The following is a 12,013-nucleotide window of genomic DNA, read 5'->3' as shown; positions in this document are numbered from 1 at the left end:
CGCGTCCAGGTGCTGGACGTCCTGGAGGCCAAGGGCCTGGAGTTCGACGCCGCGGTGATCGCCGCGCCGGAGACGGTCGCGTCCCAGTCCCCGCGCGGCCTGCGCGTCCTGTACGTGGCGGTCTCCCGCGCCACCCAGCGTCTCACGGTCCTGACCGCCGACCCCGCCTGGCGGGACCTGCTCCTCGGCCGCTGACGGCCTCGCCGGCGCGATGCCGCCGGACGGCCCCGGGGGGCTCGGAGCCGCGGAAAGACGAAAGCCCGGACCGGTCGCGGTCCGGACCGCCGGGTTCCGCTCCGGCCGGGACGGTGAGGGTGGTGGGCCGTCCGGCCTTCACGGTGGGGGCGGCGAGGGCGGGGGGCTGCTCGCCGGATGCGGGTGGGCGGGTGGCTCGGCGGCGGCGTCGGCGCCGTGCGTCGGGACCGGCGGGGCCGGTCACACGTCCTGGTCGTCCGCGGCGGCGGTCCCGTCCAGGAGGCGGGCGCGGTCGGCGCCGCCGCGGGGTGGGCCCTCCGGGAGGGCGGGCTCCTTCACGATCAGGGGGTCGGCTCGGCTCGACGGTTCCTGCGAGCTGAGATCGGTATGGCTCACGAGACGGCTTACGGCGGGCTTCACGGATCGGTTCTCCCTGTGCGTCCGTCCGGTCAGCCGGCGCCCGTCCCGACCAGGGCGGGGGCGGAGTCGTCGCCGGCGTCGCGGTCGCGGCCGGACCGGGGCGCGGCGACCGGGCGCAGTTCCACGCTCAGCGGGGGCTCGCCCGCGGCCCGGCGGGCCCAGACGTACGGCGACTGGTAGCGGACCTGGCCGCTGGAGTCCTGCTGGCCCTGCCAGAACTGCGCGCGGCGGCTCCGGTAGGCGAACCGGACCAGGTAGAACGGGATGGCCAGCAGCCCGGCAAGCGCCGCCGCCATCACCACGTAGACCATCACGACGCTGATCATCGCGGGGACCTCCTTCGTTCCTCGGTCCTCGTCCCTCTCTGCTGCGAGTGACCGCGCGACCCGGGGAGGGGATCACCGCGATCCGGTGAGGCCCGGAACCGGTACGAACCATCCGAGCACTCGGTGCGTCCTATTGGCTGGGTGGACCGACCGTCCCGCCTCACTCATTGGTGCGGCTCGTCCAGTCATCCCAACCTCTTACACCAATAGGATTTCCTGAACCGGGTGCTGGCAAACATACGATCATGCTTCATACCTGATAAAACGAAGCGCTGGTTGTGAACCTCATCCATTCGTTGGAATGTTTGGAGCCTTCCGGACGACCCGGAGCGCAGCCCGGAGCCACACCACACCTCACCGGGAACATGCCACAAAGGCCGCATGACCTGCGGAAATAGCAGGATGCAGCCACATTCTCGCCGTCGGGCGGCGGGGCCGGTCAGAGGAAGCGGACGCGCTCCAGGTCGGAACCGTCCTGCTCGCGGACGTACACCTTGCCGCCCTCCTGGGTGACCGACTCCAGGTAGGCGTAGACGCCGAGGGCGCGGTTGATCACGTCGGTCTTGGTGTCGCCGGTGAGGCGCATGAGCTCGGTGAGCGCGGCGGCGCCCTTGGCGGTGAGGTTGACGGTGACCCGCTCGCGCGCGCCCGGCCCCTCGCCGTGGGCGGACTGGTCCCGGCTCTGGTCTGCCGAGGGGGCTTCGGACTTGTTCATCAGCGGGTCTCCTCCACCGGGACGACTCCTCGCCCCGCTCGCGGCCCGTCGGCACCGCCCGCGCGGGCGGCCGGCGCGCCGGGAGCTGTCCCGGGCGGCTGCCGTCGTGCGCGGCCAGTATGCGCCTGGGACGTACACCGGTCAACGCGGGTGAGAAAGGGTCTACCCGGTTGGACGATGTTCCACTCCTCCCACTTCCCGGTCATACACCGATCATGTGAGTAACGTATGTACATCACTCACACATCAGTCTACTGTCATCAGTGTGGCCCGCACTGGGCGGGTCCCTCGCGAGATCGGGGGCGGCAGATGCCCGAGACGATCGTGCTGGTCATGGCCATCTCGCTGGTCGCCATGGCGATGGTGTCCATGGCGGTGGCGCAGCTTGCGGTGATCCTGCTGCTGGGCCGCCAGCACCGCCAGGGCCGGCCCGCGGACACCGGCCTGAGCACGGACACCGGCGGCCAGGCCGGGACCGCGCCGGACGGGCCTGAACGGGCCATGCTCCTGCTGCGGGAGCGGACCGCGACGATGTCCGCGGCCGCCCTGGTGCCGCCACCGGCGGAGGCGGAGGCGAAGACGCCCTTCCCGCCGAGGCCGTCGCTGGCGATCGTCCCGGAGGAGCGTCCGCCCGACCGGACGCGCCACGCCGCGCCGGCCCCCGCGCCGGCCGGGGGCGGGCCGCCTCGGGGAGCGCTCTGGCAGGGGACGCGGGACTGCACGATCATGTTCGTGGACATCGCCGGGTTCGGCTCCGCGCGGCGCACCGAGCGCGACCGCCGGACGATCCGCGACGTCACCTACACGCTCGTGCTGGACGCGCTGGACGGCGTCGGCGCCGGCCCGTCGGTCTGGTACCGGGAGGACCGCGGCGACGGCGCGCTGCTCCTGCTGCCGGCGGACGTCCCGGCCGGACGGCTGGTCACCGGGGCCGTCCCGGCGCTGCTGGACGGTCTGCGCGCGCACGACCGGTCCGCCGGGCCGGGCCTCGACCTGCGGCTCCGGGTGTCGCTGGACGCCGGACGCGCCGCCGTGGACGAGCGCGGGGCGTTCGGTGACTCCGTCATCGCCGCCTCGCGCCTCCTGGACGCCCCGCTGCTCAAGGAGAGGCTCACCGAGCCGGGCCGGCTGCTCGGGCTGATCCTCTCCCCGCGCGTGCACGAGGCGCTCCCGGACAAGGACGGGTTCGAGCGGATCGACGTCCACGTCAAGGAGCACCGGCTCGTCGGCTGGACGGCCGTCTACGGCGCCGACGCCGAACGGCACGGGGAAGCCGGAGGCGGCGGCGTGGACCGCCGGACCGTGCTGCCGCCCGTCCGGACGCACCGCGCACGGCGGCTGATCCGGACGGGGCGGATGGCGGGCTAGCTAGATGATCGGCGGACGGCCGGTGCGGGTCATCCGCCAGGCGGTCTTCCACGAGATCGGGCGGCGCGGCCCCGCGGGCTTGCGCCAGCCCTCGACGAACCCCTGGAACCAGGGCTTCAGCGCGCTCGGCTTGCGCTCGCGCAGGACGGTCATGCCGACCCAGACGCCGAGGTAGGTGAGCGCCAGCAGCCAGGGCAGGTTGCGGCGCGCCAGCCACACGCGGTTGCGGGCGTTGTACCGGTAGAACATCTCGTGCCGCGTCGGCAGGACGGCCGGGTGGAACATCACCGCGGACGCGTCGTACACGATGTGGTAGCCCGCGTTGAGGACCTGCCAGGCGAGGTCGGTCTCCTCGTGGGCGTAGAAGAAGTCCTCGGGCAGGCCGCCGCCGGCGTCGAACGCGGCGCGGCGGACGGCGCAGGCGCCGCCGAGGAACGTAGTGACAGCTGACGACCGCTCCGGGTCTCCGGCGCGCAGCCGGGGCACGTGCCGGCGCTCGCCGCGTCCGCCCTCGGGGTCGCGGACGCGGAACGAGACGATCCCGAGCGTCGGGTCGGCGGAGAACCGGTCGCGCAGGTGGACGCCGAGCCGGGTCGAGCGGTACCAGCCGTCGTCGTCCAGGAAGAGGATCACGTCCCCGCTGGACGCCTCGACGCCGCGGTTGCGGCCGCCGGGGATGCCGAGGTTGCGCGGCAGGCTGAGCGTCTTCACCCGCGGGTCGTTGAACGGCGCCTCGCCGGCCCGCTCGCCGACCGGGTCGACGCCGTTGCCGACCAGGACGACCTCGACGTCCACGTGCTCCTGGTCGAGCGCGCTCTGCACGGCGCGGGCGAGTTCGACCGGCCGGTTCCCCATGGTGAGGACGACGACGCTGAGTTTCACTTGAGCCTCCGCGAGGCCAGGATGCTGATCAGGTGCAGCAGGGTCTGCACCACGGCGACCGCGGCGACCGCGACGCACAGGACCCGCATGGCGGCCGGGGTCTCGGTGCCGAGCACCGCGTCCAGCACGGCCGCGGCCAGGATGAACAGGGACAGCTCGACCGCGCCGATGATCCGGTGGAAGCCGAGCATGGACGCGGCCTGCCGGGCCAGCGCGATCTTGGTGGACCGGGGCCGCAGCGCCCGGTCCCCGCCGGTCGGGTCGGCCTGCAGGCCGGATTTGGCCCGCGCGACGACCACGTTGTCGGTCTCCGCCTTGATCAGCGCCGCGCCGAGCGCGGCCAGCAGCCCGAGCTCGACGTAGCCGCCGTTGCGCCAGCCGCCCTGGGCGGCGAAGCCGAGCCCGGTCAGCAGCGCGACCTCGGACAGGTAGTGCCCGATCCGGTCGAGAAAGACGCCCGCGACCGAGGTGCGGCGCAGGTACCGGGCGACCTCGCCGTCGATGCAGTCGAGCAGCAGGTAGACCTGGATGAGGACGGCCCCGCCGAGCGCGGGCCAGACCGCCGCCGTCCCGGACCCCGGGATCGACACGACCGCGCCCGCCAGCACGCCGCACGCCATCATCATGTAGGTGAGCTGGTTCGGGCTGAACCCGAGCCGCAGCGCCAGCCAGGAGACGTAGGGCGACAGCGACCGCATGTAGTAGCGGCCGGCCCAGTGCTCCTCGTTGCGCCGGTCCTTCAGGCCGGGCGGCTGCCCGTACCGCCGGACGTCCCGGACCTTCGCCGCCTTCCGCGACGGTCGGTCGTCGGACGGGGCCGCGGGCGCGGCCGCCGGCGCGGTCGGACCGGGGGGTGTGGGGGGGCGTCCCCCCTCGGTCGGAACGGTCACGTCAGCCTCCGTAGGCCCGGACATAGTCGTCCACCGCCGCGCGGACCGCGGCGGCGTCGAGGTCGAGGTGTTCCAAGATCGTATAGCGGCCGGGACGGGTCTCCGGCGCGAACTTCACGGCCGCGGCGAACTGCTCCGCCGACAGCCCGACGTCGCCCGGGACGCGCGGCAGGCCGTGCCGTCCCAGGCAGGTGAGGATCTCCTGCAGCCGCTCCCCGCCCGTCCCGAGGTGGGTCGCGCGCAGGTGGTAGCAGAACGCGGCGCCGAGGCCCGCGAGCTCCCCGTGGTTGGCGGTGCCGGGGAACATCTGGTCGATCGCGTGCATGATCTCGTGGTCGCCGCCGGACGCGGGCCGCGAGTCGCCCGCGAACGCCATCGCCATCCCCGACAGCACCAGGCCCTCGGCGAGGACGGTCAGGAACTCGTCCGACTCGACCGACTTCGGCTGGTACAGCAGCGCCTCGGCGGCGGTGCGGGCGACGGTGAGCGCCATCCGGTCGATCCGGGTGCCGACCGCGTCGGCGGCCAGCAGCCAGTCGTCCACGGCGGAGAAGTTCGACACCACGTCGCCGATGCCGGCCCGGACCAGCCGGTCCGGCGCGGCCCGCACGTAGTCCAGGTCGACGATCATCGCCAGCGGCATGACGACGCCGAACGAGCCCTTGCCCTTCTCGTGCTCCAGGGACGCCACGGGCGAGCAGATCCCGTCGTGGGACAGGTTCGTCGCGACCGACACCATCGGGATCCCCGACAGCGTCGCGGCGTACTTGGTCGCGTCGATGGTCTTGCCGCCGCCGATCCCGACGACCGCCTCGTACTGCCCCGCGCGCAGCTTCCCGCCGAGCGCGACCGCCGCGTCCACCGTCCCGCCGTCCACCTGGAAGACCTCGCAGGCGGCCAGGGACGTCCGGACGTGGTCGGCGATCTTGGCGCCCTGGCCGGGGCCGACCGCGATCGCGACGCGGCCCTCGGTGGCGATCCGCCCGTCGGCGAGCAGCTCGCCCAGGCTGGCGACCGCGCCGCGCCGGACGTCGATGGACAGCGGCGCGTTCAGCATCCGCGTCAGCAGTGGCATGAAGCCTTCTTCCTCGGGCGGGGGGACGAAGAGCCCGGGTCGGGGCGGGTGTCCGGGAGGCGGACCGGTGCGCGGGGCGCGCGGGGCGGGTCCGCCGCCGCGATACGGCGTCGCCGCCGCACCCCGGACGCGGGTCGTGCGGCGGCGACGGGACGGCTAGTAGGTGGTGGCGATCGTCCGGGCCTTGGCCAGGTCGTCGTGGTTGTCGACCTCGACCCAGGCGACGTCGCCGATCGGCGCGACGCCGATCTGGCCGCCGCGCTTCACGAACTCCTGGTAGCCGTCCTCGTAGTAGAGGTCGGGGTCGCCCTCCCAGGTCGCCTTCAGCGAGTCGGCGAGCGCCTCGGCGGCGGCGGGCTCGATCAGCGTGGCTCCGATGTACTCGCCGTTCGCGGTCGCCGGGTCCATCAGCTTGGTGATCCGCTGCAGGTTCCCCTGGCCGTCGAGGATGACCTTCATCTCCTCGTCCGCGAGAGTTTTCACGTTGTCCACGGCGAGGAGGATCTGCGGGCCGCGGTTGGCCAGTAGCGTCTTCTCCACGCTCACCGGGTGGACGGTGTCGCCGTTGACGAGGAGGACGCCCTTGGCGAAGTGCTCGCGGGCCAGCCACAGCGAGTAGGCGTTGTTCCACTCCTCGGCCTTGTCGTTGTGCACGAGGGTGAGGGAGACGCCGTACTTCTTCTCCAGCTCGGCCTTGCGCTCCTCGACGGCGGAGGCGCAGTAGCCGACGACGATCACCACGTCGGTCAGCCCGACCTCGGCCAGGTTGGACAGGGCGATGTCCAGGATGGTGGTCTCGCCGTCCACGGGCACCAGGGCCTTCGGCAGCGTGTCGGTGTAGGGGCGCAGCCTCCGGCCCGCTCCTGCCGCCAGCACCATCCCGATCATGTTTCCCTCTTCCTCAGGTCAGCCTTCACGCCGCCGCGGGCGAGCCGCGCCGGCTCACGGCGCACTCGCACGCGAACAACACGCCAAGGTAGGCGGCGAGCGCGGCGTACGCGAACGGAAGGAGCCCGGAGAGCCCGAAGAAGGCGACCAGGAGCATCCGCCCCTCCCAGCCGAGCCCGGCCGGGAACAGCCAATCCGCCGGCCAGAGTCCCTGGCGGGTGCGGTAAACGGTGTCGTAGTGGTGGAACGCCAGCACGCCGAGCAGCAGGAAGACCAGCGGCGCGGGCACGCCCTGAGCGAACCCCAGTACGGCCAGGTAACCATACTCGATGGCACGGATGGTAGGCGGAACGAGCCAGTCGAGACGTCCGGTATGTCCGTGCCGGGCGGCCGCCCCGGTCAGCATCAGCAGCAGCGGCGGGACGAACAGCGCGGACGCGCGCGGCCGGCGTCGCGCTGGCGGCGGCCTCCTTCTCCGCCCTTCCGGCCGGGTGCGCGCTGGGCTCGGCGGACCAGCACTCGATCCTGCACCGGCACTCGCTGACCATCGGCGTGAAGGCCGACCAGCCAGGCCTCGGAGAGCTCAAGAACGGCCGCTACGAGGGCTTCGACGTGGACGTGGCGACGTACGTGGCGGGGAGGCTGGGCGTCCCGCCGTCCCGGATCACCTTCCGGACCACGACGTCCTCGGTCCGGGAGCAGGCCCTGGAGAGCGGCACGGTCGACATGGTCGTCGCGACGTACTCGATCACGCCCGCCCGCAAGACCCGGATCACCTTCGCGGGCCCCTACTACGTCGCGCACCAGGACACCCTCGTGCGGTCCGGCGACCGGTCGATCAGCAGCGTCCACGACCTGGCGAAGAAGCGCATCTGCGCGGTGAACGGCTCCAACTCCTGGAAGCGGATCACCGACGAGCGCAGCATCCCCGCCGTCCCGGTGAAGGTGGACAAGTACAGCGCCTGCGTCAAGTCGCTCAAGGAGGACGGGCTCGACGCGGTGTCCACCGATGACCTGATCCTCGCGGGCTTCGCCGCGAAGGACCCCGGCCTGCGCATCATCGGCGCGCCCTTCACCGACGAGAAGTACGGCATCGGCCTGCGCAAGGGCGACCTCGGGGGCTGCGAGGCCGTCAACCGCGCCCTCACCCGCATGTACCAGGACGGTTCGGCGGCCCGCTTCCTGCAACGCTGGTTCGCCAACACCGGCGCGCGGCTGACCACGAGCGTCCCCCAGTTCGAGGGCTGCTCGTAAACCCCCGGGCCGAACGGGTCAGGCGCTGACGGCGTCGGTGGCCTCGCGCAGGGTCTCGTAAATCGGGATGTACTGGTCCACCCCGGTGATCTTGAAGACCCGGCGGACCCGGGGCGGCAGCGCCACCAGGGCGAAGCCGAGCGCGCGCTCGGACGCGCGGCGGTTCGCGCCGACGACCGCGTTCAGCCCGCTGGAGTCGCAGAACGTGACGTGCCGCATGTCGACGACCAGCGGCTGGCCGATGTCGATCACGTCCGTCAGCGTCTTCTCCAGGGACGGCCGTGTCACCACGTCGATCTCGCCCTGGACCCGCACCAGCGTGCAGCGGTCGTGGCGCATCAGGTTCACGTCGAAGTCCATGCCGGTCCCCCCACCCCTCCTGACGAGAGCTGTGGCCACTCCGGCCGGCCCCTCCGTCCCGGACGCTCCCCGCGTCCGGGCCCGGCCGGGCGCGGTCGGACCTCCCAGCGTCCCGCACCGCCGCGGGCTTTCCAAGCGGTTGGCGGGAATGGGTCGCAATGTACTGGTGCGGACGCCGCGCCTCGTGCGGGCACGGCGAGTCCGGGATCGTTCACGTGTCGTCCACCTAAAACGGGCAAAGCGCTCATCTGCGACTGATCCGATTACCCCGCTCGGAACGTCCGAAACTTAGGGGAGGTCAGCCGATGTCTGCGGCTGGAAAGGTGCGGCGGCTCGCCGCGATCACGCTCGCGGCCGGGGCCGCCACCACCGTCGTCGCGTCCGGCGCGGCCAACGCCTGGAACGGGGACCGGACGAGCGACGTGCGGCACGCCATCCACGGGGGCAAGGCGCGCAACGTCATCCTGCTCATCGGCGACGGCATGGGCGACTCGGAGATCACCATCGCCCGCAACTACTCGCAGGGCGCGGCCGGCCGCCTCAACATGGACCGGCTGCCGCTGACCGGCGCCTACACGACCTACGCGCTGCAGAAGGACCACCCGAACCTGCCCGACTACGTCACCGACTCGGCCGCTTCCGGGACGGGCTGGGCGACGGGCCGCAAGTCCTACAACGGCGCCATCTCGGTCACCCCGGACGGCAGGCCGCAGCAGACCATCCTCGAACTGGCCAAGCGCGCCGGGTTCCGGACCGGCGACGTCACGACGGCCGAGCTGACCGACGCGACCCCGGCCGTCCTGGCCTCGCACGTGGTCGACCGGTCCTGCCAGGGGCCGAAGGACATGAAGGCGTGCCCGGCCAACGCCAAGGAGAACGGCGGCGCGGGCTCGATCGCCGAGCAGCAGGTCCAGACCGGCGCCGACCTCTACCTCGGCGGCGGCAAGGCCCGCTTCGCGCAGACCGTCCAGGCCGGGCCGTTCAAGGGGCGGACGGTCATCGACCAGGCGAAGTCGGCGGGCTACAACGTCGTCACCGACGTGAACGGCCTCCAGTCGGCGCGGCCCGGACGCGACGGCCGCCTGCTCGGCCTGTTCTCCGACGGCAACATGCCGCAGGAGTGGACCGGCCCGCTCGCCAAGACCGGCGGCACCGAGCCGACCCGCTGCGCGCCGAACGGCCAGTTCGGCGGCCCGCACCTGACCCAGATGGCGAGCAAGGCCCTGGACGTCCTGGACGGCCAGACCCGCGGCTCGCGCAAGGGCTTCTTCCTTCAGATCGAGGGCGCCTCGATCGACAAGCGCGACCACGCGGCCGACCCGTGCGGCCAGATCGGCGAGACCGTCGAGTTCGACAAGGCCGTGAAGCTGGCCATGGACTACGCGCGCCGGCACCCGGACACCCTCGTGGTGACGACCGCCGACCACGGCCACACCAGCCAGATCATCCCGCTGGACGCGCAGAGCCCCGGCCAGACCGCGACCCTGGTCACCGACGAGGGCGCCCAGATGAAGATCAACTACGCGACCAACCCGGCCGGCCAGTCGCAGGAGCACACCGGCACCCAGGTGCGGATCGCCGCGCAGGGGCCGCAGGCCGCGAACGTGGTCGGCGTGACCAACCAGACCGACCTGTTCGGCACCATCACCCGCGCCCTGGGCGTCCGCCACTAGCGGCCGCCTCCGGCTCCAGCGGCCTCCGGCCCCACGGGCCGGCGCCGCACGGACCCGTCCGATCCCGCGCACCCGGGACCGGGCGGGTCCGCTCGCGTTCCCGCCGAGTCCAGGGCGTGAATGGGGGGTGCTGTGGGACTCGGGTCCATCCTGTGGTACCGGCGGTATTCGCGTTATCGGGAGCAGAAACCTACTCATCGGAAACCTACTGAAAAGTAGCCTGCGGTTCCGGATGAATTACCGGAATTCGGCCATCCTCGGTACGCTGACCTGCGGCCGGGCGGCGGCCCCGGGCTTCGGCCCGTGGTACGGGAAGTGCTCCGTGGCGTGCCGCGAACGGCACCGGGGTTACAGTTGCGGTGCCGAATTCGGGAGGCCGGGTGTTCTACACGTTCATGACGCGAATCGTCGCGCCGATCCTGCGTCTGCTGTTCCGGCCGCGCATCGAGGGCCTCGAGAACGTCCCCAAGTACGGGCCGCTCATCGTCGCCAGCAACCACCTGTCGTTCATCGACAGCTTCATCATCCCGCTCGCCGTCCCGCGCCCGGTCACCTACATCGCCAAGGCCGACTACTTCGAGGGCGGCGGCCTCAAGGGCCGCTTCGTCCGGTGGTTTCTCACCACGCTCGGGCACGTCCCGGTGCGGCGCGGCGCGCAGCGCGCCGCGATGGGCGCGCTGGAGCAGGCCCTGGAGATCCTCGGCAACAGCGGCGCGTTCGCGATCTATCCCGAGGGCACCCGCTCCCGCGACGGACGCCTCTACCGGGGCCGCACCGGCGTCGGCTGGCTGGTGCTGGAGTCCGGCGCGCGGGTGCTCCCGGTCGGCCTGGCGGGCACCGAGGAGGTGCAGCCGATCGGCCAGTCGATGCCCCGCTTCCTCGGCCCCCGGCCCACCGTCCGCATCGGTGCGCCGCTCGACTTCTCGCGCTACCGCGACCTGCCGCCCGCCAAGGCCCGGCGGCTCATCACCGACGAGATCGTCGAGCACATCCAGAAGCTCTCCGGCCAGGACTACGCGGGCGGCTACAACGACCACGCCGACCTCAAGGCCTGACGCCCGGCCCCGCTGCCGGGGCCGGGCGTCAGGGCGACCGGGTCAGACGTTCGGCGGCGTCTTGTCCTTGATGTTCGTGCCGTTCTGCGCGGCCTCCTGGCGGAACTTCTCCACCGCGCCGCCGACCGAGCCGATCTCACCCGGGTCGGCGTTCCCGGACTTCAGCTTCGCGGTGAGGCCGGACAGGCTGTTCTTGAGCGAGTCGAGCGGCTGCTTGAGCGTCTTGCACAGCGTCGGGTCGGCGTCCACGAGCTTGCGGCCCGCGTTCAGCCGGTTCAGGGTGAACGCGCCCGCGGCGGCGGCCTTCACGATCGCCTTCTTGCGGCCGTCCGCGCCGGACTTGAACGTCCCCGCCTGCCACGGCTTGTAGATCCAGCGGTGGAAGGCGCCGAAGGCCAGGCCCGCGTCGGTGACGAACCGGGTCTTGGCGAACTTCTTGGTGGCCTCGGACGGGCACGCGGCGGGCGACCCGGTCCCGGCCGTCCCCTGCGGGCCGGGCGACCCGGTCATGGCGGGCGAGGTGTTCGCGACGCCGGACGTGCCGGTCGCGTGCTGTTGCTTGCTCCCGCACGCCCCGGACCCGAGGAGCGCGAGCGCCAGCAGGACCGGCAGCACCAGAAGTTTGCGCGGCATCATCTTCCCCCGTGAATGGTGATGGGACGATCACTGTCGGTAGCAGGTCTACCCCTGCCGCCGGGATCTGAAAGCGCGGGTGCGGCCGGGCTCGTCCACCGGCGTGTCGTCCGGGCGGTTCCGGCCCGGACGCCCCGTAAGGTCGCGGACATGTCCTCCCGTTCCCCGTTCCCGTCCGCGGCCCGCGTGCCGCTCCGCCCGTCCGTCCGGGGTGCGGCGCTGGCCGCCGTCGCGGTGGTCGGGCTGGCGGGCTGCGGCGGCGGATCGCACGGCGGGGGC

General features: G+C 72.4%; 14 protein-coding genes. 5 read left to right on the top strand and 9 right to left on the bottom strand.

Annotated features, from left to right (window positions below; genetic code table 11):
* The coding region (locus tag AB0J52_RS12205; protein WP_500181626.1) for an ATP-binding domain-containing protein at positions 1-195 on the top strand (195 nt) is incomplete at its 5' end.
* Positions 196-644: 449 nt separating this feature from the next.
* Here AB0J52_RS12205 and AB0J52_RS12200 read toward each other — a convergent pair.
* Together AB0J52_RS12200 and AB0J52_RS12195 are read right to left on the bottom strand one after the other, a co-directional pair.
* Positions 645-941, bottom strand: a complete 297-nt coding sequence (locus AB0J52_RS12200) for a hypothetical protein (protein ID WP_500181625.1) — start codon at positions 939-941, stop codon at positions 645-647.
* A 439-nt stretch (positions 942-1,380) separates the two neighbouring features.
* Positions 1,381-1,656 carry a ribbon-helix-helix domain-containing protein gene (locus AB0J52_RS12195; protein WP_500181624.1) on the bottom strand — a complete coding sequence of 92 codons (276 nt, stop codon included), beginning with the start codon at positions 1,654-1,656 and terminating at the stop codon, positions 1,381-1,383.
* Positions 1,657-1,965: 309 nt separating this feature from the next.
* Between AB0J52_RS12195 and AB0J52_RS12190 the strand changes: the two genes are divergently transcribed.
* The gene (locus AB0J52_RS12190; RefSeq protein WP_500181623.1) at positions 1,966-3,024 is read left to right on the top strand and encodes a nucleotidyl cyclase domain-containing protein; all 1,059 of its coding nucleotides are present in this window, start codon (positions 1,966-1,968) and stop codon (positions 3,022-3,024) included.
* Here AB0J52_RS12190 and AB0J52_RS12185 read toward each other — a convergent pair whose 3' ends face one another.
* From AB0J52_RS12185 to AB0J52_RS12165, 5 genes are all read right to left on the bottom strand, one after another.
* Positions 3,025-3,879, bottom strand: a complete 855-nt coding sequence (locus AB0J52_RS12185) for a glycosyltransferase family 2 protein (RefSeq protein ID WP_500181629.1) — start codon at positions 3,877-3,879, stop codon at positions 3,025-3,027.
* Between the two features lie 23 nt (positions 3,880-3,902).
* Positions 3,903-4,820 (bottom strand): CDP-alcohol phosphatidyltransferase family protein, encoded by a 918-nt coding sequence (locus tag AB0J52_RS12180; RefSeq protein WP_500181622.1) that lies wholly within the window; start codon positions 4,818-4,820, stop codon positions 3,903-3,905.
* A complete protein-coding gene (locus tag AB0J52_RS12175) occupies positions 4,798-5,853 on the bottom strand; it encodes an iron-containing alcohol dehydrogenase family protein (protein ID WP_500181628.1) in 1,056 nt (351 codons plus the stop codon). Before AB0J52_RS12175 ends, AB0J52_RS12180 begins: the two co-directional genes overlap by 23 nt.
* Before the next feature lie 174 nt (positions 5,854-6,027).
* Entirely contained in the window at positions 6,028-6,759 is a 732-nt protein-coding gene (locus AB0J52_RS12170; protein ID WP_500181621.1) for a phosphocholine cytidylyltransferase family protein, read from the bottom strand.
* 25 nt (positions 6,760-6,784) lie between these two features.
* On the bottom strand, positions 6,785-7,165 hold the full coding sequence (locus AB0J52_RS12165; RefSeq protein WP_500181620.1) for a DUF5941 domain-containing protein: 381 nt from the start codon (positions 7,163-7,165) through the stop codon (positions 6,785-6,787).
* 50 nt (positions 7,166-7,215) lie between these two features.
* On the opposite strand from AB0J52_RS12165, the gene AB0J52_RS12160 reads away from it, so the two are divergent.
* Entirely contained in the window at positions 7,216-8,013 is a 798-nt protein-coding gene (locus AB0J52_RS12160) for a glutamate ABC transporter substrate-binding protein (protein WP_500181627.1), read from the top strand.
* 18 nt (positions 8,014-8,031) lie between these two features.
* Here AB0J52_RS12160 and AB0J52_RS12155 read toward each other — a convergent pair whose 3' ends face one another.
* Positions 8,032-8,373 (bottom strand): STAS domain-containing protein, encoded by a 342-nt coding sequence (locus tag AB0J52_RS12155; RefSeq protein WP_500181619.1) that lies wholly within the window; start codon positions 8,371-8,373, stop codon positions 8,032-8,034.
* 305 nt (positions 8,374-8,678) lie between these two features.
* Here AB0J52_RS12155 and phoA point away from each other — a divergent pair, with 305 nt between their 5' ends.
* Both phoA and AB0J52_RS12145 read left to right on the top strand, forming a co-directional pair.
* Entirely contained in the window at positions 8,679-10,046 is a 1,368-nt protein-coding gene (gene phoA / locus AB0J52_RS12150) for an alkaline phosphatase (protein WP_500181618.1), read from the top strand.
* Positions 10,047-10,426: 380 nt separating this feature from the next.
* Positions 10,427-11,101, top strand: a complete 675-nt coding sequence (locus AB0J52_RS12145) for a lysophospholipid acyltransferase family protein (RefSeq protein WP_500181617.1) — start codon at positions 10,427-10,429, stop codon at positions 11,099-11,101.
* A 42-nt stretch (positions 11,102-11,143) separates the two neighbouring features.
* Here AB0J52_RS12145 and AB0J52_RS12140 read toward each other — a convergent pair whose 3' ends face one another.
* Positions 11,144-11,734, bottom strand: a complete 591-nt coding sequence (locus AB0J52_RS12140; RefSeq protein ID WP_500181616.1) for a hypothetical protein — start codon at positions 11,732-11,734, stop codon at positions 11,144-11,146.
* Positions 11,735-12,013 lie beyond the last annotated feature (279 nt).

The organism is Spirillospora sp. NPDC049652, assembly GCF_040675125.1.
Lineage (GTDB): Bacteria > Actinomycetota > Actinomycetes > Streptosporangiales > Streptosporangiaceae > Spirillospora.
The sequence above is the reverse complement of the archived record's forward strand: the minus strand, read 5'-3'. Positions and strand labels throughout refer to the sequence as shown.

Bases quoted from the DNA above. Each gene is read 5' to 3' on its own strand.
- AB0J52_RS12200 (WP_500181625.1), bottom strand. From the start codon at position 941: ATGATCAGCGTCGTGATGGTCTACGTGGTGATGGCGGCGGCGCTTGCC.
- AB0J52_RS12195 (WP_500181624.1), bottom strand. From the start codon at position 1,656: ATGAACAAGTCCGAAGCCCCCTCGGCAGACCAGAGCCGGGACCAGTCC.
- AB0J52_RS12190 (WP_500181623.1), top strand. From the start codon at position 1,966: ATGCCCGAGACGATCGTGCTGGTCATGGCCATCTCGCTGGTCGCCATG.
- AB0J52_RS12185 (WP_500181629.1), bottom strand. From the start codon at position 3,879: ATGGGGAACCGGCCGGTCGAACTCGCCCGCGCCGTGCAGAGCGCGCTC.
- AB0J52_RS12180 (WP_500181622.1), bottom strand. From the start codon at position 4,820: ATGTCCGGGCCTACGGAGGCTGACGTGACCGTTCCGACCGAGGGGGGA.
- AB0J52_RS12175 (WP_500181628.1), bottom strand. From the start codon at position 5,853: ATGCTGAACGCGCCGCTGTCCATCGACGTCCGGCGCGGCGCGGTCGCC.
- AB0J52_RS12170 (WP_500181621.1), bottom strand. From the start codon at position 6,759: ATGATCGGGATGGTGCTGGCGGCAGGAGCGGGCCGGAGGCTGCGCCCC.
- AB0J52_RS12165 (WP_500181620.1), bottom strand. From the start codon at position 7,165: ATGCTGACCGGGGCGGCCGCCCGGCACGGACATACCGGACGTCTCGAC.
- AB0J52_RS12155 (WP_500181619.1), bottom strand. From the start codon at position 8,373: ATGGACTTCGACGTGAACCTGATGCGCCACGACCGCTGCACGCTGGTG.
- phoA (WP_500181618.1), top strand. From the start codon at position 8,679: ATGTCTGCGGCTGGAAAGGTGCGGCGGCTCGCCGCGATCACGCTCGCG.
- AB0J52_RS12140 (WP_500181616.1), bottom strand. From the start codon at position 11,734: ATGCCGCGCAAACTTCTGGTGCTGCCGGTCCTGCTGGCGCTCGCGCTC.